Consider the following 19,346-nt stretch of genomic DNA (forward strand, 5'->3'; position numbering starts at 1 on the left):
TGGACCGGCGGTCAGCCTTCGATGCTGATGGCCCCCGCCGGACAGCCGCGGACGGACGCTTCGACCTTCGCGCGGCGTTCGTCGGGCACGTCGTGAAGGGCGACCGTCGCGCAGCCGTCGTCGTCCATCTGGAAGACAGCCGGGTTGTCGAGGATGCACAGGCCATGGCCTTCGCAGGCATCACGGTCGATTCGTGCGGTGAAGGGCACAGCATCCCCCTTAATGTATGCAAAAATGTTTTCACGAGTTACGGTATGCGGCAGACCGGGACGCGTCAACAACCCGGCCGCCGGTCGAGATGAGGGAGGTCGCCGTGGCGCACAAGGTCGTCGTCGTGGGCTCGTCGGTGGCGGGTATCCACACGGCGCAGGCCCTGACGGCCGACGGGGACGCCGATGTCACCGTCACCGTCATAGGCGAGGAGGCGGAGTGGCCGTACGACCGCCCCCCGCTGTCCAAGCAGATACTCGCCGGGGCATGGGACCGTGAACGCATCGCCCTGATCGCCGAGGCGGACGCGGCGGCAGCCGGGATCGAGCTGCGGCTCGGCGTGGCGGCGGCGGGCCTGGACGCGACCGCGCGCAGGGTGAAACTGGCCGACGGCGGCGTCGTCGGCTACGACACGCTCGTGATCGCGACCGGCCTCTCCGCCCGCCCTTCGCCCTGGCGGCCGGAGTCGGGCGTACATCTGCTGCGCACGCTCGCGGACAGCACGAACCTGAAGCAGCACCTCGTGCCGGGCTCTTCCGTCGTCGTGATCGGCGGCGGGTTCATCGGTGCGGAGGCGGCGGCGGCCGCACGGACCGCCGGATGCGAGGTGACCGTGGTGGACCCCGTGGCGGTCCCGATGGCCCGCGTCGCCGGGCCCGTGCTCGGCGAACTCCTGTCGCAGGTGCACGCGCGGCATGGGGTGGACGCCCGCTTCGGGGTCGGGGTCGGCTCGGTGACGGGTGCGGCCGGCGATCTCACCGTGACCCTGGACGACGGTACGCGGCTGCGGGCCGCGACGGTGGTCGTCGGCATCGGCGCGACGCCCAACGTCGGATGGCTCGCGGACAGCGGCCTGACCATCGACGACGGGGTGGTCTGCGACGAGTACCTGGCGGCGGTCGGGGCGCCCGGCGTGTACGCGGTCGGCGACGTGGCCCGTTGGCCGCATCCGGTGCTCGGCACCCTGGTGCGCTCCGAGCACTGGACGAACGCCACCGACCAGGCCCGCTGTGCCGCGCGCAACATCACTCATCCCGATGCCCGGGTGCCGTACCGGCCCAGCGACTACGTCTGGTCCGACCAGTACGACTGGAAGCTTCAGCTCATCGGACGGCCTGTGGCCGGCGGCCAGGACGCCCTGGTCGGAGACCTGGCGGGACAGCGGCCCCAGGCGGCCGTCCTGCATGCCGACGCCGCGGGGAGGGTGTGTGCCGCGGCGGTGGTCAACTGGCCGAAGGCGCTGCTCCAGTGCCGCCGGATGATCGCCGAGGGTGCGAGCCTGGACCAGGCGCGGGAGCGGCTGGCGGTGCCGCCCCGTACCTGAGGCCCTTCGGCCCCGGGGTGCGGGCCCTGTGTCAGCGCGGCGCGGGCAGAGGACATACTCGTCTGTCTTGCATACAGAAACGAGTCCATTGTGTCTCGCGTCGCGCGTCCCGGCTGTGTGTCGTATCTGCTCCGCCCGGTGCGCTTGACGGAAAAACCCATGCTGGCCAGCGGATATTCGGCCCTTGCCCGGTTCTCTCCGGGCCCCCGCGCCCTGTCGATCTGTCGGCCGCGACTCTTCCCGTCATCTGGAATGTCGCCTAAAATGAATGCAGATTTGCCGAAGGTCGTGAGCCTCCGGCATGCCGCTGGGGGCACGGGCGCTCTGTATCCCGCCGTTTCTGCCGACGGGTGAGACGGAGGCCGGCAGTGCCCCGGCCCGGACCGAAGGGCTGTACCGCATCCGATGTCGATCATCAGCCTGCCCGAGGTGGAGCTCCGCCTGCGCGATGTCGGCAGCGTCGCGCTCGGCGGGATGCTGCTGGAGAACCGCCCCAGCACGTTGGTGCGCGCCCTGCTCCGGGCCGGCACCACGGACCTGTTCCTGTGCTCCGCGCCCGCCGCCTCCTGGGACGCCGACGTCCTGATCGGGGCCGGCCGCGTGAGCACGGTACGTATCCCGCACATCTCCCTGGCGAGCCTGGGCCTGGCACCGTGCACGCGGCGGGCCGCGGAGGACGGCTCCGTCACCTTCGAGGACTGCGACGAGGCACTGCTCCTCGGCGGCTACCTCGCGGCCGACCACAACGCCCCCTTCCAGGTCCTCGACCACATGGGGACCAACGACCTCGTCGACGACAACCCGTTGACCGTGACATCCGGCGGCCTCACCGGCGTCGCACCGCTGCGGGTCGACGTGGCGCTGCTGCACGCACCGCTCGGGGACGAGAACGGCAACCTGGTCCACTTCGGCAGCCGCTGGGCCGATGTGCTCATCGCCCGCGCGGCCCGGTATGTCGTCGCCCAGGTCGACAGGGTGATCAGCACCGCGGAAGCTGCGCGGCTCGGAGTCTCCGTCCCCGGATACCTCGTCGATGACGTCGTGGAGACCCCGTTCGGGGCGCATCCGCTGGGCAGCGTCGGCTCCTACACCGCTGACCTCGAACACCTGTGCGGCTACCAGGAACAGGCCAGGTCGGGCGGCTTCTCCGACTACGTCGCACAGCACTGCGACGTCGATCACCACACCTATGTGGCCGGGCTGCCCGAAGCCAGGCTGCGGGAACTCGAACGGGCGGCGTGCTGAGATGACGGACACCACCGAACTGTCACCGCGGGAGCGCATCAGCATCGCGATCGCACGCGAACTCAAGGACGACACGACCGTCCTGACCGGCGCCGCCTCTGCCGTACCGCTCGCGGCCTGCCTGCTGGCCCAGGCCACGCACGCGCCGCGGCTGACCGTGCTGGGAGCCGGCGTCTACGTCAATCCGCGCCGCCTGGTCCCGGAGTTCACCGCCGGCTGGGACTGCAAGCCGGTCGCGATCGGCGACATGAGCGACGTCTTCGCCCTCACCGAACTCGGCATCGACGTCATGTTCTACGGGGGCATGCAGATCGACCGGTACGGCTGTGTGAACCTGCACTGGGTGAACACCCCGTCGGGACGCCTGCGCGGACCGGGGCTCGCCAACACCGGCCTGGGGCACACCGCCCGCGGCACGATCCTCTACACCGAGCGCCACGACCGGCGCACCCTGGTCGACCGGGTCGACTACGCCTCCGTCATCGGCCACTCCTACCGCGGCCGCGGCCGGACGGAACTCGGGTTGCCCAACGCCGGACCAACGATCCTGCTCACCCCCGACCTCCTGTTCAGGCCCGCCGACGACGGGACGCTCACCCCCGACCTGGCGCTGCACCCGGTCGACTGGCACGACGTCCGACAGCGCACCGGATGGGCGCTGCCCGGCACACCGCCCGAGGCCTTCACCCCGACCACCGAGGAGATCGCGCTGCTGCGCGGCTCGGTCGACCCCGGCGGCCTGCTGTCCGCGGACCACTGACCCGACCGGACGTCGCGGCAACCGGTCCCCGGCGCACCGACACCTCACCCACGGCAGGGAGCATCCGAGAGACATGAGTGATCACGGCAAGCCCCTCGGCTTCGAACCGATCGCACTCACCGGCACCGAACGCGCCCTCGTCACCGAGGTACGCGCGTTCGCCCGGGCCGCGCCCTTCCCGCCGTCCGCCGAGAGCCCGACACGCGGTGGCCTCTCGCGCGAGTTCAGCGCGGAACTCGCCCGCCGCGGCTGGGTGGGGATGACCATCCCGGCCGAGTACGGGGGAGCGGCCCGCTCCGGTGTGGAGCGCTGCCTGGTCATCTCCGAACTGCTGGCCGCGGGCGCCCCGCTCGGCGCCCACTGGACCGCCGACCGGCAGACCGCCCCCAGCCTCCTGGCCAACGGCCCGGAAACGCTGCGCCGTGAACTCCTGCCGCTGATCGCCTCGGGACGGTGTCTGATCGCGGGAGGGTTCAGCGAACCGGAGTCGGGCTCCGACCTCGCCTCGGTCCGTACCCGCGCCCAGAAGGTCGACGGCGGCTGGCGGATCACCGGGCGCAAGATCTGGACCACGGACGCCGACAAGGCCGACTACATCGAGATCCTGTGCCGCACGAGCGACTCGGACGTCAAGCACAACGGCCTCAGCCTGATCGTCGTACCGATGGACGCCGAGGGCCTGACCGTCCACCCCATCGAGGGCATGGACGGCGAGCGGCACTTCAACGAGGTCGTCATCGACGACGTCTTCGCCGCCGACGACCGGCTGATCGGCAGGGAGGGGTCCGGCTGGGAGCAGCTGACCGCCGAACTCGCCCTGGAGCGCGCCGGCCCGGAACGCTACCTGTCGACGTTCCCGTTGTTCGAGGCCTTCGTGCGGTCGCGTCGGCATGTCACCGCGCCGCAGCACAGCCACGACCTCATCGGCAGTGTGATCGCCCAGCAGATGGGCCTGCGGCTCATGTCCCTGTCGATCGCACGCATGGTCGACGACGGCCGTTCCCCCGTCGCGGAGGCGGCGATGGCCAAGGACCTCGGGACCGAGCTGGAACAGCTCCTGGTCGACCAGCTGTGGGCCTACCGGTACGAGGGGATCGAGCCGGGACCCGCCGCCGACCGCTTCCACGAGTTCCTCGACATCAACCGGCTGCGCTCGGCGGTGTTCACCACGGCCGGCGGCACCAACGAGGTGCTGCGCCTCCTGGTGAGCAGGCAGCTCGGCTCCTGGACCCGCTCGGGCCGGACCAGGGCGCTGGGCTCGCCGCTCGCCGAGACCGTGTACGAGCAGGCGTCCCGCATCGCGGCCGACCCCGATCCGGCCGTCCGGTCGGTGCCGCGCGGCCAGGCCGACCCCGTATCGCTGCGGGTGTCCGACGAGTTGCGGACGACGGGCTACCTCGGGGTCTCGGTGCCGGAGGACCTCGGAGGCAGCGGCGGATCCCTCTCCGACGCGCTGGAGATCGTACGGGGAACCGCCTACGCGGGGACGAGCACACCCGTCATCGAGGGCCCGGTCCAGGCGGGCTGGCTGCTGGCCCGGGCAGGCATCACCTTCCCCTGGGCGGACGAACTGGCCGTCCTGGGCACGGGAACCGTACGCGTCACCGACGACGGGACGACACTCACCGGCACCGTCGACGAGATCCGCTGGCCCGACCAGGCCGGCACCCTCGTCGTGCCCGTCGAGCAAAACGGGAAGCTGCACGTCGCCACGGTGGCCATGGCCGGCCTCGCCCGGCCCGCCACCGGAGCCGACACCGCGGGCGAACCGCTGGTGCGCGCCGTGCGCCTCGACGCCGTCCCGGTACGGCAGTTGGTGCCCACCGGCGTCGACCACGCGGAGGGTATGGAGACCCTGGGCCGCCGCGCCGCACTCGCCAGGTCGGTCGCCCTCTCCCGTGCCCTGCAGCGCACCGCCGAGATCGCGATCGAGTACGCCGCCCAACGCAGCCAGTTCGGCAGGCCCATCAACCGGTTCCAGGCGGTGCAGGCCCACCTGACCCGACTGGCGTCGGAGGCGCAGCGCGTCGCCGTCCTCGTGGACGCCGCCCACGCGGCCCTCGGCGAGGACAGCGACCCGGCGCTCGACCTCGCCCTCGTCGCGGCCGCCCGCACCCTCAGCGGCACCGCGGCCATGACGGCCGGTCGGACCGCGCACCAGGTGCACGGCGCGATCGGCGTGACGATGGAGTACGCGCTGCAGCGCTACACCCGCCGCCTGTGGGAATGGTCGGCCGCCGACGGCACCCCGGCCCACTGGGCCCGCCGTCTCGGCGCCCAGGCGGTCTCCGGCGACCTCGCCGCATGGCAGCTGATCACCGGGATCTGACCGTCCCCACCACCCGCACACCCCACCAGACAGGGAGCGCAGACCCCATGGACTTCTCCGACAAGGTCGTCTTCGTCACGGCCGCCGCCGGCGCCGGAATCGGCCAGGCCGTCGCCCGGACGTTCGCCCGCGAGGGCGCGAAGGTCGTGATCAGCGACCAGCACGCAGGCCGCACCGAATCGGTCGCCGCCGACATCGCCGAGGACACCGGCGCCGACGTCACGGGCGTCCCGCTCGACGTACGGGACGAAAGCCGGATCGACGAGGTCATGAACGGCGTCGTGGAGCAGCACGGCAGGCTCGACATCGTCGTGAACAACAGTGGCATCAACATGCTGGCGCCGCTGCACGAGATGCCCACCGAGACCTGGCAGACCGTGCTGGACGTGACCCTCACCGGGCCGTTCCTCGTGACCCGGCGGGCCCTGAACATCATGCGCGCCCAGGGCACCGGCGGCGCCATCGTCAACATGTCCTCGATCGCCGGATGGATGCGTACCGCCGAGGGCGAGGCGCACTACGCGTCGGCGAAGGCCGGCATCATGGGCTTCACCCGTGCCGCGGCGATGGAGGCCGCGCCCCACGGGATCCGCGTCAACGCGGTCGCCCCCGGACTGGCCTGGAACCCGTTCCTCGGCAAGATCTACGGCGACGAGTACGTGGACGAGATGGCACGCCAGACCCCGCTGGGCCGCGTCGGACAGCCCCAGGACATCGCCAACGCCGTCGCGTTCCTCGCCGGCGAGAAGGCCGGCTTCATCACCGGTGAGGTCCTGTGCGTCTCGGGCGGCTACCACCTGCACACCTGACCGTCCACGCAGAGGCGCCCCGGCTCGCGCCCCGGCCCCTTCGGCCCTTCTCGAACCGCCGACAGCACTGAGGCAGCTCCCCATGACACAACCCCTGGACGGCATCAAGGTCGTCGACCTGACACAGATCGCCTCCGGCCCCTACGCGACCTCGATGCTCGGCGACTTCGGCGCGGACGTCATCAAGATCGAACCCCCGTCGGGCGACCCGCTGCGCCGCATCGACAACACGTTCGGGCCGGGGGAGAGCGCCTACGCGTACAGCGTCAACCGCAGCAAACGCGCGATAGCCCTCGACCTCAAGACCGCCGCCGGCTTCGGCGTCCTGGAACGGATGCTGGCGGACGCGGACGTGCTCGCCGTGTCGATGCGCCCCTCCGCGGCGGCCCGGCTCGGCGTCGACTACGCGTCGTTGGCCGAACTCCACCCGAGGCTGGTCTACTGCTCGATCACCGGCTACGGCGAGAGCGGCCCGCTGGCCGGCCGGCCCGGCATGGACCTGATCGCCCAGGCCCGCGGCGGAGTCATGGGCACCTCGGGCGAACCGGGGCGCACCCCGGTGAAAGTGGGTCCGGCGGTCGGCGACTTCCTGTGCTCCTACCTCGCGATGAACGCGATCCTGCTGGGACTCAGGGTCCGCGACCGGGACGGAACCGGCCAGCAGGTGAGCGTCAACCTCCTCGACGGGCAGGTGTCCCTGCTGGCGAACCTGTCCGTGGCCTACCACCGCACCGGGGTGCCCTACCGGCCGATGGGCGGCGCCCAGACCAACATCGTGCCCTACCAGGTGTTCGCGACGGCCGACGGCTGGATGGTCGTGGCGTGCCTGACCGAGAAGTTCTGGGTCAACCTCTGCCACGCGCTCGCGCGCGAGGACCTGGCGGGCGACCCGCGGTACGCGACCAACGCCGACCGCGTGCGCAACCGGAACGACCTGGTCCCCGAACTCGAACGGGCCTTCGCCGCGCGGCCGACCGCGCACTGGGTCCCGCTGCTGGACGCCGGTGACGTGCCGTGCAGCCCGGTGAACCGGCTGGAGGAGGTGTTCGAGGATCCCCAGGTGCTGAACAACGACATGCGGCTGGTCCTCGACCACCCCGTCCACGGCGAGATCGTCACCGTGAACAACCCCGTTCACCTCTCCCGCACGCCGGCCCGGCCGTGGGGCTATCCGCCCGCCGTCGGGGAGCACAGCGACGAAGTACTCACCGAACTCGGCTACGACGCGGAGGCGATCCGCGCACTGCGCGAGGCGGGCGCCGTCACCTGACCCGCCGACGGCTCATGGCCGTCCGGCCCCGGCCGGGCCGCGGGCGCGGGCGCGGGCGCGGGGGAGTGGACCGCATGGCGGACCCGGGTCGATTTCGCCCGGCTTGCGAGGCCTAGTGTGGTGCTCATGAGGTCCCCGGCGCCGTCGCGGACCTCGGCCCGCCAGCGCGAGCGGGTGGTTCGCACGATGGAGATGATCCGATGAAGGCACTGGTGACCGGTGGGACGAGCGGGCTGGGATACGCCATGGCCGCCGCCCTGGCGACGTCGGGAGCGACGGTCGCGCTGACCGGCCGCTCCGGCGAGCGTGCGAGCGAGGTCGCCGCCGGCCTCCCGGGCGCGATCGGCATCGGACTGGACGTGCGGGACGAAGCGGCGGTGGAGAAGGCCGTCGACGAGGCCTGGGAGCGGCTCGGCGGCGTCGATATGCTGGTGAACAACGCCGGGATCGGCATGCGCACGGTCAACCCGCGCTTCATGACGGACCCCCAGGGCTTCTGGGAGGTACCGGCCGACGGCTTCCGCGCGGTGATCGAGACCAATCTGACCGGCTACTTCCTGGTAGCGAGGGCGGTCACGAAGCGGATGCTGGCCGCCGGCGGCCACGGCCGCATCGTCAACATCTCGATGAACCATACGACCATGCGACTGCCCGGGTTCGTCCCCTATGGACCGTCGCGCGCCGGCAGCGAGGCGCTGTCCCGGATCATGGCCGCCGACCTGCGGGACACGGACATCCGGGTCAACCTGCTGCTGCCCGGCGGGGGGACCAGCACGGGGATGATCCCTTCCGGCGCGGTGCCCGGGGGACACGCGCTCCTGGAGCCCTCGGTGATGGGCCCGCCCGTCGTCTGGCTGGCGTCCGACGACGCGGCCGACGTGCACGACGAGCGCATCGTCGCCGTCGAATTCGACAGCTGGCTGCGCGACAGGAACAGCGGGCGCTGAGCAGAGCACCTGGCCGCCGCCCGCACCGGCTGCTCACCTGCCGGTGAACACCGGCGGCCGCTTCTCCCGGCGCGCGGCCAGCGCCTCACGGGAATCGTCGGTACGTGCGAGGCGCAGCGTGTACTGCTGCTCGACCGCGTATCCCTCCCGCACCGGCAGCGGTTCGGCGGCGTCGAGGGCGGCCTTGCCCAGGCGCAGCGCCACGGGGCTCTTGGCCGCGATGCCCCGGGCGCGCTCCAGCGCGGCGTCCGCCAGTTCCGCACCGGTGTCGTACACGGCGTCGAGGAAGCCGTAACGGAGGGCTTCCTCGCTGGTCAGCGGTGTGGCGGTGAAGTACATCCGGCGGACTACGCCCTGCGGCAGATGCCGCATCAGGTGCCGGCCGCCGCCGCACCGCCCGACGTCCACCTCGGGCAGCACGAACTCGGCCCGCGGTGATCCCATCCGCATGTCGCAGCAGGACGCGATGACCGCGCCGGCGCCGATCGCCGGGCCGTCCACCACGGCGATGCTCGGCTGCGGCAGCGCCAGCAGCCGCCCGAAGACGCGGCCGGCCAGCTCCTGCCGCCGTACGTCGGCCTCCTGCGCGGCCGGACCGGTGAGGCCGGCCAGCTCGGTGACGTCCGCGCCGGCACAGAACGCCCTGCCGCTCGCGGACCGCAGGACGAGCACGTTCACCGTGTCGTCGCCGGCCACCTGCTCCAGTGCGGCGGCGATCTCCTCGTAGAAGGCGGACGACAGGGCGTTGACCGGGGCGCGGTCCAGGGTCATCACCGCGACGTGGTCCGCGGTGTCGACATGGACATCGCTCATGAGGCGTCCCGGGGCCGGGCCGCGACGAGCAGCGCCCACTCGCTGTCCAGGACGACGACGCCGTCCTGGTTTACGGCGCGCCGCTGCTCGGTGACCAGGCCGCGGGTACGGCTGGCGGTGTACTCGGCCTTGACGAAGGTCAGCTCGATGCGGAGCGTGTCACCGATCCGGGTCGGGGCGGGCCAGCGGCACGACATGCCGGTCATGCCGAGCAGGGAGGGCTGCAGGCCCTGCAGGACGGGCAGCCGGGTCGTCATGCCGGACGCCATCGACAGCACGAGCAGCCCGTGCGCGATGCGCCCGCCGAACGACGTCGCGGCCGCTGCGTGGGCGTCGACGTGCAGCGCGTTCCAGTCGCCCGACAGACCGGCGAAGCCGACGACGTCGGCCTCGGTGACGGTCCGGCCGGAGGTGACGAACGTCCGGTCGAGCGGCACGTCCTCGAAGTAGAGACGGTCGTCGCCGACGAGACCGGCGTGCTCGGCCGGGCTCATACCTGCGTCCCGCGGTTCGACGGGAACTTCGGCGCGCGCTTCTCCCGCATCGCCTCGTAGCCCTCGCGGGCGTCGTCGCTGAAGAACTGCAGCATCTCCAGCGCCAGGGCGTTCTCGAAGATCGGCGTGGCGTGCCGGATCCAGTGGTTGAGGGTGCGCTTGGTGGCGGCGGTGGCGTGCCGGGGGCCGGCGGCCAGCTTGGCCGCGACCCGCAGCGCCTCGGGCAGTACCTCGTCGGCAGGGGCGCACTTGCTGACCAGGCCGATGCGTTCGGCCTCGATGCCGTCGATGAAGTCGTTGGTCAGCAGGTAGTAGCGGGCCTTGGCCATGCCGCACAGCAGCGGCCAGATGAAGGCCGCGTGGTCGCCGGCGGCCACGCCGATCTTGTGGTGGCCGTCGGTGAACCGGGCGGTCTCCGACATGATGCTGATGTCCGCGGTGAGCGCGACGGCGAGACCCGCACCCACGGCGGTGCCGTTGATCGCGGAGATCACCGGCTTGCTGATGTCGGTGATGTTGTGGACGAGGTCGGCCGCTTCCTTGAACAGCCGGGAGACGACCTGGTAGCTGCCCAGGCTCGCCTCGACCATCTCGAAGTCGCCGCCCGCCGAGAAGGCCTTGCCCTCCCCGGTGATGACGACTGCGCGGCAGTCGTCGTCCTTGTCGACGTCCAGCCACACCTGGCTGAGCTCCGTGTGCAGCGGCGCGTTCATCGCGTTCAGCCGGTCCGGACGGTTGATCTTGATCAGCAGGACACCGTCGTCCGGGTAGTCGAAGGTGAGGTGACGGTACGAGGACCAGTCCATGAGCACTCCTTGAGACGTGGGTGCGTATCGCCGCCGGCCGGCCGGGGCCGCGGCACGGTCAGTGGTCGGGCGTGGTGTCTGCCTGGCGGACGACGCCGGAGGCGATCAGGGCATCGATCTCCGCCTCGCCGAGCCCGTGTTCGGAGAGCACCTCACGGCTGTGCCCGCCGAGCGCCGGAGTCGGCGTGAGACGGCCGCGGTCGGCGAAGCGGTCGAGGGCGGCCGGCCATTCGGCGATGCGCGGGTGCTCGTCGTCCGGCGTGTCGTAGACCATGCCGCGGGCCCGGAAATGCGGGTCCCGGGCCGCCTCGTGCAGGTCGTTGACCGGTGCCACGGGCACGTCGTGGTGCACGAGGAGATCGATGAGCGCGTCCCGGGTGAACTCGGACACCCGCTCCCGCAGCGGCTTGTCGATCTGGCTGATGAGCCGGCGCCGGTCCTGGTAGGCGGCGAACTCCTCGCCCGCGAACCGGTCGAGACCCAGCGCGCGGACGAGACGCTGCCAGAAGTGGTCCTCCAATGCGCCGATGCTGACACAGCGGTCGTCGGCGGTGAGGTAGACGCCGTAACCGGGACGCACCAGGGCCGCGGAGGCGGAGGGCTCCCTGAGGGCCTCGGCGATGCGCGGTTCCATGAGCGCCAGCGTGCAGTCCGACATGCCGATGTCCAGGTGGCAGGCGGTGAACGCGTCGGGGTCGCGCTGCTTTTCGAGCAGGGCGAGGACGATCGCGAGCACCGAGTACACCGAGGTGCCCATGTCGGCCACCGGCAGGGTGGTCGGCACGTAGTCGGCCGCGTAGTACGCCTGTGGGGCCGGGATGGCGCCGGCGTGGGCGAGGTACTGGAAGTCGTGGCCGGGCAGGTCACGGTACGGGCCGGTGGCGCCGTACCCGGATATGGAGACGTAGACGAGGCGCGGGTTCGTCTCGGTGAGCTTCTCGAAACCCAGGCCGAGCCGCTCCATCACGCCGGGCCGGTAGCCCTCCACGAGGACGTCGGCCGACGCGACCAGCCGCAGGAGGGCTGCCCGGCCCTCGGGCGCCTTCAGATCGATCGACAGGTCGCGCTTGCCGCGGTTCTCCGCGGCGAACATCACCGGGCGATGCCGCAGCCGGTCACCGGAGTCAGGACGCTCCACCTTGATGACATCGGCTCCCAGACCGGCGAGCAGACGGGTGGCGTAGGGGCCCGGCACCTGTTCGGACAGATCGACGACGCGGATGCCGTCCAGTACCGCCTGTGCCAATGGATGCCTCCAGGGACTCGATGACTTCCGGTGATCCCCGGCGCCCGTCAAGGGCACGGCAGCCGCGGTGTTCCGGTGCGGCGACGGCGCGGCCCGCGGCGCGAGAGGGGCGTGTGCAGAGCGTTGATCGCAGGAGGGATCGTACTCACTAACGTGGTAGGTAGCAATTATCTCTCCTCAATTCAGAGTGGGCCCGTCATGTTCACTACGGAAGCAGTGACCCCTCGTCCTGACCTTCCTCTTGTTCCTTCGACACGAGACAGTGTATGCATTAGTGGATGTATTTCTTAAGGGAAGGGGACGGACCGGTGTCACGTCAGTCGATCGTGGGGGAGCGGCTTCCCGGTTTCGACGTCACCGTCGAGCGCGGCCCGCTGCGGTTCTTCGCGCGCACGATCGGCGACCTGCGCCCCGTGTGCCACGACGTCGCCGCCGCCCGGGCAGCCGGCTACCCGGACCTGCTCGTGCCGCCCACGTACCTGTTCAGCCTGGAGATGGGCCGCCCCGATCCGTACCACGCGCTCGGCCTGCTCGGCGCCGGTCTGCCGGCCGCGCTGCACGCCGGTGAGACGTTCACCTACCACCGGCCGTGCTTCGCCGGGGACCGGCTCGACTTCGAACTCGGCATCACCGGCTACACCGAGAAACGCGAAGGCCGGCTCGGGCTCCTGGAGCGCACGGCATCCGTGACACGGGACGGTGAGCCGGTCGCGGAGCTGGTCAACGTCCTGGCCATCAGATGGGACGCCGCCGCATGACGGACCTGGAGACCCTCGCGGTGGGCGATGAGCTGCCCCCGCTCGTGCTGCCCCCGATCAGCCGGACCACGCTCGCCCTGTTCGCCGGTGCCTCGGGCGACCACAACCCCCTCCACATCGACATCGACGCCGCCCGCGCGGCCGGCGAGTCCGACGTCTTCGCGCACGGCATGCTGTCGATGGCCTACCTGGGAGCCCTGCTCACCTCGCACCTCGCACAGACGCGACTGCACACCTGGACGGTGCGGTTCGTCGCCAGGACCCCGGTCCACGCGCAGGTCACCTGCCGGGGCACCGTCCGCGAGATCCACGAGGAGGACGGCCGGCGCACGGTCGTCCTCGACCTCACCGCCGCTCTCGCGGACGGCACCACGACACTGCGCGGCTCCGCCACCTTCCGCACCGATCCCACGACCGAGGCCGGGACATGACCGACTACGTATCCCCCTGGATGACCGACGAGCTCAAGGCACTGCGCGACGTGGCACGCCAGTTCTTCGAGCGTGAGGCCGCGCCGCGGATGGCCGAATGGTCCGAACAGCGCTACGTCGACCGCGACTTCTGGCTGAAGGCCGGCGAACTCGGCCTGCTGTGCCCCACCGTGCCCGAGGAGTACGGCGGCCCCGGCGGGAACATCCTGCACCAGGTCGTGATCACCCAGGAGCAGTCGCGGGCGGTCGAGAAGGGCTGGGGCAACAACGTCCACAGCGGCGTCGTCACCGACTACATCCTCAGGTACGGCACCGAGGAACAGCGTCTGAAGTGGCTCCCGCAGATGGTCGAGGGCAGCACCATCGGCGCGATCGCGATGACCGAGCCGGGCGCCGGCAGCGACGTGCGGGCCATGACGGGCAAGGCACGGCGCGAGGGCGACGAGTACGTCGTCAACGCGGCGAAGACCTTCATCACCAACGGCCGGACCGCCGACCTGGTCATCGTCGCCGTCAAGGTGGAGAACCCCGACGCCGCCGACGCCGATCCCAAGGCGATCACGCTCATCGCGGTCGAGGCCGACCGGCCCGGCTTCTCCCGGGGCGCGCCGCTGCGCAAGATCGGCCAGCACGCCGCCGACACCTCCGAACTGTTCTTCACCGACTGCCGCGTGCCGGTGGCCAACCGCATCGGCGCCGAGGGTGCCGGCTTCCCCGCGCTGATGACACAGATGCCCCAGGAACGGCTCATCCTCGCCGTCAACGCCGTCGTGCAGACCGAGAAGGCCGTCCGGCTGACCCTGGAGTACACCAAGGACCGCAAGGTGTTCGGCAAGCCGCTGTACCAACAGCAGAACACCCGGTTCGTGCTCGCCGAGTGCGCCACGCTCGCCAGGGCCGCCCGGCTCTTCCTCGACCACTGCATCGTCGCGATCGGCGAGGGCCGCCTCGACAACGAGACCGCCGCGATGGCCAAGTGGTGGCTGTCCGACGTGCAGTGCAAGGTCCTCGACGAGTGCGTGCAACTCTTCGGCGGCTACGGCTACATGGAGGAGTACCCGATCGCGCGGATGTACGCCGACGCCCGCGTCCAGAAGGTCTACGGCGGCGCGAACGAGATCATGAAGGAGATCATCGCGCGCACCCTCTAGCCGCCCGTCCCTTCGCACCCGCGGCGACGGAGACCCGGCCATCACGACGTCATCCATGAAGTTCTCGGCAGAGAAGTTCTCAGAAGAAGTTCTCAGAGAAGTTCTCAGCAGAAGGAGGGGAAGCGCGATGTCACGTCGCCTCAGCGACCTGCGGGACCAGGTCGCACTGATCACCGGCGGCGCCGGCGGCCTCGGCAGCGAGACCGCCCACTGGCTCGCGGCGGCCGGAGCACAGGTCGTCGTCGCCGACGTCAGTGCCGAAGCGCTCGAACGAGCGGTGGCCGGCTGCGCCGCGGCGGTGCCGGACGCCAAGCCGGTGGAGTCCCTGCTCCTGGACGTGACGGACTCCGCGGCGGTCCGTGCGGCCGTTCACGGCATCGAACAACGCCACGGCCGTCTGGACATCCTGGTGACCAGCCACGGATTCCCGCGCGACCGCCGCCTGACCGAGCTGACCGACGAGGAATGGTCCGACGTCATCGACGTCTGCCTGACCGGAACCTTCTTCTGCGTCCGCGAAGCGGCACGACTGATGACCGCCCAGGGCTACGGCCGTATCGTCACGCTCGCCTCCCGTGCCTGGCAGGGCAACCCCGGCCAGGCCAACTACTCGGCGGCCAAGGCCGGAGTGGTCGGCCTGACCAAGTCGGTCGCCAAGGAACTGGGCCGCAAGGGCGTCACCGCGAACGCGATCGCACCGGGCCTGATCGAGACGGCGTCGCTGCGCGGCCTGGAGACCTTCGAGGCGATCGCCGAGCGGGCGGTGAAGGCGAACAGCATCAAGCGCCTGGGCGAGCCGAGCGACATCGCCGCCGCCGTCCTCTACCTCACCTCACCCGAGGCCGGGTTCCTCACCGGCGAGGTCGTGCACGTCTCCGGGGGGCGGTTCAGCTGACCACCACCGCCACCGGGGCCGGGGACAAGGACCTGCCCGGCCACTGGGCCCTCCTCGACGAGGAGACCCGGGCACTGCTGCGGCGCGCCCGCGCCTACCTGGACGGCGTCGCGCCGCTGATCCCGGCCGCCGACCGGGACCGTACCTTCCCCATGGAGATCGTGCCCGGCCTGCTCGACGTCGGCTTCGTCCGCGGCGCGATCCCGGTCGCCGACGGGGGACTGGGCCTGTCGCATCTGGCGAGCGCCCTGCTGATGGAGGAGGCCGGACGCTGCTGGGGGAGTATCCGCACCACCGCCAACATCCTCACGCTGGTGGCCGAACTCCTCTCCATGGCGGGCACCGACGAGCAGAAGGAGCGGTTCCTCCGGCCACTGCTGGCGGGCCGGCGATTGGGCTGGTTCGCGATCACCGAGCCCGACGCCGGTTCGGACGCCACCGCCCTGTCCACCAGGGCGGAACGCCTGCCGGACGGCTCCTGGCGGCTCACCGGCCGCAAGGCGTACATCACCAACGCCGACCACGGCGACTTCGGCATCGTGCTCGCGACCGTCGACCCGGACCTCGGGTCCCGCGGCGTCACCGCGTTCCTGGTCGAACGCGCCGACGGATATCGCGCGGTCGACCGCCCGCACCTGCCGGTGCGCTCCGTGACCTGCTGCGACGTCGAGCTGGACGGGGTCGTGGTCCCGGCCGCGAACGTACTGGGCGAGATCGGACGCGGCCTGTCCCTCGCGATGCGCGCCGTCAACGCCGGCCGCCTCAACGTGAGCGCCGGCTGCACCGGACTGGCCCAGGCGGCCCTGGAAGCGGCGACCGGCCACGCACGGGACCGGCACCAGTTCGGGCGGCCCCTGGCCGGGTTCCAGCTGGTACAGCAACTCGTCGTCGACATCGCCGTACGCACCCGGGCGGCCCGCCAGATGTACCAGTCGGCCGCACGGCTGCTGGACGCCGGCCACCAGGCCCGCACCGAGTGCGCCATGGCCAAGTACTACTGCTCGGAGGCCGCCAACGCGGCCGCCACCAGCGCGGTCCAGGTCTTCGGCGCCGCGGGGCTGATGGAAGGCAGCGTCCCCGAGAGGCTGTTCCGCGACGCCCGCGAAGCGACCATCCCCGAGGGCACCTCACAGATCCAGATCCTGGGGATCGGCAAGGAACTACTGGGCGTCTCCGCCCTGCGCTAGGCGGGTTCCCCGCGCGTCGACAACGAAGGAAGGCGGGCGCGTGACCGGCATCGTCAGGTACCACTGCTACATCCCGCAGTACCGGCTGCGGCGGTCGGAGATCGCGGCGGCCCTGGGCGCGGACGCCTCCGGCGAACGCAGCGTCGCCGGATACGACGAGGACACCACCACGCTCGGTGTGGCGGCCGCGCTCCCCGTGGTACGGGGCCGTGCGGAGTCCGTGGGCAGCCTCTGGTTCGCCACCTCCGACCCGGTCTACGCGGACAAGACCAACGCGACCACCGTGCACGCCGCCCTCGACCTGCCCCCCGACATCACCGCCGTCGACCTCGGCGCGAACCTGCGCTCCGGCATCACGGCCCTGCTCGCGGCGGCCCGCGACGGCGGGCTGGCCGTCCTCGCCGACCGCCGCGGCGGCCCCGTCGGCGGCGCCGACGAACGCGGCGGCGGCGACGCCTCGGCGGCCTACCTGTTCGGCGACGACGGCACGCTCGCCGACCTCACCCACACCGCCTCCGCGACCGCCGAGTTCATCGACCGGTGGCGCGCCCCCGGCTCCGACGACGCCCACACCTGGGAGGAACGCTTCGGCGAACAGCGGTACGCCGAACTCGCCGACCAGCTGCTGATCACCCTGGCCAAACAGGGCCTCGACCTGGACGGCATCGACCGCTTCGCCGTCGCCGGTCTCAACCCGCGGGCCGTACGCACCGTCGGCGCCGCCGTCCGCCGCACCACCGGCGCCCAGCAGCAGGGAGCCGACCTCGCCGACGCCGTCGGCAACACCGGAACCGCCCACCCCGGCCTGCTGCTCGCCGACCTCCTCGACGCGGCCGAACCGGGCGAACGCCTGCTGCTGGTCTCCCTCGCCGACGGCGCCGACGCGATCGTCCTGCGGGCCGCCGACACCATCGCGGAGCTGCGCGGGCGCCCGGTGCGCGACCGGATCGGCGACGGCGTGACGATCACCTACCCCCAGTACCTGCTGTGGCGCCGGCGTGTCGAGGGCGAGCGCCCCCGCCGTCCCGAACCGGACCGCCCCTCCGCGCCCTACGCCTGGCGCAACCGCCGCTACAAGCTCTCCCTGTCCGGCGGGCGGTGCCGCGCGTGCGGCGCCGTGCAGTACCCGCTGCCCACGGTCTGCTACCGGTGCCGGCACACCGGCGCGTTCGACCCGGTGAGCGCGGGCGGCGACACCGCTCGCATCGTCACCTTCACCGTCGACCGTCTCGCGTTCTCCCCGAGCCCGCCGCTCGTCAGCGCCGTCGTGGCCTTCGCGGGCGGCGGACGGCTCCAGTGCGAACTGACCGACGTCCGCCGCCCGATCGAGGTCGGCGACGAGGTCGTGCCCACCTTCCGGCGCGGCGGAACCGTCGACGGCATCCACAACTACGTCTGGAAGTCGCGCCCGCACCGCGACCCGTCCACGGACGACGAGAGCTAGGAGACCGTCGTGGCACAGCACAGTCTCAGCGACCGGGTGGCCATCGTCTCGATGAGCTGTACCCGCTTCGGCGAGCACTTCGACCGCAGCGCCGACGAACTCGCGGTCGAGGCGGTCACCGAGGTCCTCAAGGGCGCGAACCTGTCGGCCGACGACGTCGACGCGTACTGGCTGGGCACCTACCTCTCCGGGATCAGCGGCATGGCGCTCAGCCGCCCGCTGCGTCTGACGGGCAAGCCCGTCACCCGGGTCGAGAACATGTGCGCCACCGGCTCCGAGGCGCTGCGGGCCGCCGTGTACGCGGTCGCCTCCGGCGCCGTCGACGTGGCGATGGCGGTGGGTGTGGAGAAGCTCAAGGACACCGGCTACTCCGGGCTCGTCTCCCCGAAGATCCAGGACGACGGGACGCGTGTGAACACCTCCGCCCCGGCCAACTTCAGCCTGCTGGCCCCCGCCTACCAGCAGCGCTACGGCGTCTCCGCCGAGGACTTCCGCGAGGCGATGACCCACGTCGCGTGGAAGAACCACGCCAACGGCGCCCTGAACCCGCGGGCCCAGTTCCGCAAGGAGATCTCGAAGGAGACCATCGCCCGCTCGCCCGCGGTCGCCGGCGTCCTCGGTGTACTGGACTGCTCCGGTGTGGCCGACGGCGCCGCCGCGGCCCTCGTCGTCCGTGCCGAGGACGCCCACCTCTACACCGACCGCCCTCTGTACATCAAGGCGCTGTCGCTGGTCACCGGCTCGGGCTCCGGCGCCGCGGACGAGGGGTACGACTACACGAGCTTCCCCGAGGTCGTCAGCTGCGCCCAGGGCGCCTACGAGCAGGCCGGGATCACCGACCCGCGGCGTGAGCTGGCCCTGGCCGAGGTCCACGACTGCTTCACGCCGACCGAGATCGTGCTCATGGAGGACCTCGGGTTCGCCGGGCGCGGCACGGCCTGGCGGAACGTCCTCGACGGCCGCTTCGACCGCGACGGGGACCTGCCGGTCAACCCCGACGGCGGCCTGAAGAGCTTCGGGCACCCGGTCGGCGCCAGCGGCCTGCGGATGATCTACGAGTGCTGGCTGCAACTGCGTGGTGAGGCCGGCGAACGGCAGGTGGCCACCGCGGACCGCGGTCTGGCCCTCACCCAGAACCTCGGCGGCGCCCCCGGCGACTGCGTCTGCTTCATCTGCGTGGTCGGCACCAGGCCCGGCCGGGCCCACGCGTAACGGGACAGTCCGTCC

At 71.5% G+C, this 19,346-nt stretch carries 19 protein-coding genes; 14 read left to right on the top strand and 5 right to left on the bottom strand.

What is annotated here, in order from left to right:
• Nucleotides 1-11: 11 nt before the first annotated feature.
• On the bottom strand, nucleotides 12-209 hold the full coding sequence (locus ACZ5K7_RS32550) for a ferredoxin (RefSeq protein ID WP_351702089.1): 198 nt from the start codon (nucleotides 207-209) through the stop codon (nucleotides 12-14).
• Nucleotides 210-313: 104 nt separating this feature from the next.
• Here ACZ5K7_RS32550 and ACZ5K7_RS32555 point away from each other — a divergent pair, with 104 nt between their 5' ends.
• The 7 genes from ACZ5K7_RS32555 to ACZ5K7_RS32585 all read left to right on the top strand — a co-directional run bounded on the left by ACZ5K7_RS32555 (nucleotide 314) and on the right by ACZ5K7_RS32585 (nucleotide 8,894).
• Nucleotides 314-1,534: an NAD(P)/FAD-dependent oxidoreductase gene (locus ACZ5K7_RS32555; protein ID WP_468918924.1), complete on the top strand. Its 1,221-nt coding sequence runs from the start codon at nucleotides 314-316 to the stop codon at nucleotides 1,532-1,534.
• A 405-nt stretch (nucleotides 1,535-1,939) separates the two neighbouring features.
• Nucleotides 1,940-2,779, top strand: a complete 840-nt coding sequence (locus ACZ5K7_RS32560) for a CoA transferase subunit A (protein ID WP_468918927.1) — start codon at nucleotides 1,940-1,942, stop codon at nucleotides 2,777-2,779.
• A 1-nt stretch (nucleotide 2,780) separates the two neighbouring features.
• Nucleotides 2,781-3,539: a CoA-transferase subunit beta gene (locus tag ACZ5K7_RS32565; RefSeq protein ID WP_468918930.1), complete on the top strand. Its 759-nt coding sequence runs from the start codon at nucleotides 2,781-2,783 to the stop codon at nucleotides 3,537-3,539.
• A gap of 73 nt (nucleotides 3,540-3,612) precedes the next feature.
• Entirely contained in the window at nucleotides 3,613-5,868 is a 2,256-nt protein-coding gene (locus tag ACZ5K7_RS32570; RefSeq protein WP_468918933.1) for an acyl-CoA dehydrogenase family protein, read from the top strand.
• A 47-nt stretch (nucleotides 5,869-5,915) separates the two neighbouring features.
• Complete coding sequence (locus ACZ5K7_RS32575; RefSeq protein WP_351702074.1) at nucleotides 5,916-6,677, top strand: SDR family NAD(P)-dependent oxidoreductase; 762 nt, start codon at nucleotides 5,916-5,918, stop codon at nucleotides 6,675-6,677.
• Nucleotides 6,678-6,759: 82 nt separating this feature from the next.
• Entirely contained in the window at nucleotides 6,760-7,947 is a 1,188-nt protein-coding gene (locus ACZ5K7_RS32580) for a CaiB/BaiF CoA transferase family protein (protein ID WP_468918936.1), read from the top strand.
• 200 nt (nucleotides 7,948-8,147) lie between these two features.
• The gene (locus ACZ5K7_RS32585) at nucleotides 8,148-8,894 is read left to right on the top strand and encodes an SDR family NAD(P)-dependent oxidoreductase (RefSeq protein ID WP_468918939.1); all 747 of its coding nucleotides are present in this window, start codon (nucleotides 8,148-8,150) and stop codon (nucleotides 8,892-8,894) included.
• A 33-nt stretch (nucleotides 8,895-8,927) separates the two neighbouring features.
• Here the strand turns inward: ACZ5K7_RS32585 and ACZ5K7_RS32590 are convergent, their stop codons facing one another.
• The 4 genes from ACZ5K7_RS32590 to ACZ5K7_RS32605 are packed head-to-tail and all read right to left on the bottom strand — an operon-like array spanning nucleotide 8,928 to nucleotide 12,253.
• Nucleotides 8,928-9,707, bottom strand: a complete 780-nt coding sequence (locus tag ACZ5K7_RS32590) for an enoyl-CoA hydratase-related protein (protein WP_468918942.1) — start codon at nucleotides 9,705-9,707, stop codon at nucleotides 8,928-8,930.
• Nucleotides 9,704-10,201 carry a MaoC/PaaZ C-terminal domain-containing protein gene (locus tag ACZ5K7_RS32595; RefSeq protein WP_468918945.1) on the bottom strand — a complete coding sequence of 166 codons (498 nt, stop codon included), beginning with the start codon at nucleotides 10,199-10,201 and terminating at the stop codon, nucleotides 9,704-9,706. Before ACZ5K7_RS32595 ends, ACZ5K7_RS32590 begins: the two co-directional genes overlap by 4 nt.
• Complete coding sequence (locus ACZ5K7_RS32600) at nucleotides 10,198-11,007, bottom strand: enoyl-CoA hydratase/isomerase family protein (protein WP_351702059.1); 810 nt, start codon at nucleotides 11,005-11,007, stop codon at nucleotides 10,198-10,200. Before ACZ5K7_RS32600 ends, ACZ5K7_RS32595 begins: the two co-directional genes overlap by 4 nt.
• 58 nt (nucleotides 11,008-11,065) lie before the next feature.
• Nucleotides 11,066-12,253 (bottom strand): CaiB/BaiF CoA transferase family protein, encoded by a 1,188-nt coding sequence (locus ACZ5K7_RS32605; protein ID WP_351702056.1) that lies wholly within the window; start codon nucleotides 12,251-12,253, stop codon nucleotides 11,066-11,068.
• Between the two features lie 308 nt (nucleotides 12,254-12,561).
• Here ACZ5K7_RS32605 and ACZ5K7_RS32610 point away from each other — a divergent pair, with 308 nt between their 5' ends.
• The 7 genes from ACZ5K7_RS32610 (at nucleotide 12,562) to ACZ5K7_RS32640 (ending at nucleotide 19,331) form a co-directional block, all read left to right on the top strand.
• Nucleotides 12,562-13,011 (top strand): MaoC family dehydratase N-terminal domain-containing protein, encoded by a 450-nt coding sequence (locus ACZ5K7_RS32610; RefSeq protein ID WP_351702053.1) that lies wholly within the window; start codon nucleotides 12,562-12,564, stop codon nucleotides 13,009-13,011.
• Nucleotides 13,008-13,442, top strand: a complete 435-nt coding sequence (locus ACZ5K7_RS32615) for a MaoC/PaaZ C-terminal domain-containing protein (protein ID WP_351702050.1) — start codon at nucleotides 13,008-13,010, stop codon at nucleotides 13,440-13,442. Before ACZ5K7_RS32610 ends, ACZ5K7_RS32615 begins: the two co-directional genes overlap by 4 nt.
• A complete protein-coding gene (locus tag ACZ5K7_RS32620; RefSeq protein ID WP_468918950.1) occupies nucleotides 13,439-14,593 on the top strand; it encodes an acyl-CoA dehydrogenase family protein in 1,155 nt (384 codons plus the stop codon). The genes ACZ5K7_RS32615 and ACZ5K7_RS32620 overlap by 4 nt, the downstream gene beginning before the upstream one ends.
• A 127-nt stretch (nucleotides 14,594-14,720) precedes the next feature.
• Nucleotides 14,721-15,488, top strand: a complete 768-nt coding sequence (locus ACZ5K7_RS32625) for an SDR family NAD(P)-dependent oxidoreductase (protein WP_351702044.1) — start codon at nucleotides 14,721-14,723, stop codon at nucleotides 15,486-15,488.
• Nucleotides 15,489-15,520: 32 nt separating this feature from the next.
• Entirely contained in the window at nucleotides 15,521-16,675 is a 1,155-nt protein-coding gene (locus tag ACZ5K7_RS32630) for an acyl-CoA dehydrogenase family protein (protein ID WP_468919276.1), read from the top strand.
• Nucleotides 16,676-16,715: 40 nt separating this feature from the next.
• Entirely contained in the window at nucleotides 16,716-18,119 is a 1,404-nt protein-coding gene (locus ACZ5K7_RS32635; protein ID WP_468918954.1) for an OB-fold domain-containing protein, read from the top strand.
• A 9-nt stretch (nucleotides 18,120-18,128) separates the two neighbouring features.
• Entirely contained in the window at nucleotides 18,129-19,331 is a 1,203-nt protein-coding gene (locus ACZ5K7_RS32640) for an acetyl-CoA acetyltransferase (RefSeq protein WP_468918956.1), read from the top strand.
• The last annotated feature ends 15 nt before the right edge of the window (nucleotides 19,332-19,346 follow it).

This window comes from Streptomyces sp. NPDC031497, from assembly GCF_055580905.1.

Coding starts and splice junctions, on each gene's coding strand:
- ACZ5K7_RS32560 (WP_468918927.1), top strand. CDS start 1,940: ATGTCGATCATCAGCCTGCCCGAGGTGGAGCTCCGCCTGCGCGATGTC.
- ACZ5K7_RS32565 (WP_468918930.1), top strand. CDS start 2,781: ATGACGGACACCACCGAACTGTCACCGCGGGAGCGCATCAGCATCGCG.
- ACZ5K7_RS32570 (WP_468918933.1), top strand. CDS start 3,613: ATGAGTGATCACGGCAAGCCCCTCGGCTTCGAACCGATCGCACTCACC.
- ACZ5K7_RS32575 (WP_351702074.1), top strand. CDS start 5,916: ATGGACTTCTCCGACAAGGTCGTCTTCGTCACGGCCGCCGCCGGCGCC.
- ACZ5K7_RS32580 (WP_468918936.1), top strand. CDS start 6,760: ATGACACAACCCCTGGACGGCATCAAGGTCGTCGACCTGACACAGATC.
- ACZ5K7_RS32585 (WP_468918939.1), top strand. CDS start 8,148: ATGAAGGCACTGGTGACCGGTGGGACGAGCGGGCTGGGATACGCCATG.
- ACZ5K7_RS32590 (WP_468918942.1), bottom strand. CDS start 9,707: ATGAGCGATGTCCATGTCGACACCGCGGACCACGTCGCGGTGATGACC.
- ACZ5K7_RS32595 (WP_468918945.1), bottom strand. CDS start 10,201: ATGAGCCCGGCCGAGCACGCCGGTCTCGTCGGCGACGACCGTCTCTAC.
- ACZ5K7_RS32600 (WP_351702059.1), bottom strand. CDS start 11,007: ATGGACTGGTCCTCGTACCGTCACCTCACCTTCGACTACCCGGACGAC.
- ACZ5K7_RS32615 (WP_351702050.1), top strand. CDS start 13,008: ATGACGGACCTGGAGACCCTCGCGGTGGGCGATGAGCTGCCCCCGCTC.
- ACZ5K7_RS32620 (WP_468918950.1), top strand. CDS start 13,439: ATGACCGACTACGTATCCCCCTGGATGACCGACGAGCTCAAGGCACTG.
- ACZ5K7_RS32625 (WP_351702044.1), top strand. CDS start 14,721: ATGTCACGTCGCCTCAGCGACCTGCGGGACCAGGTCGCACTGATCACC.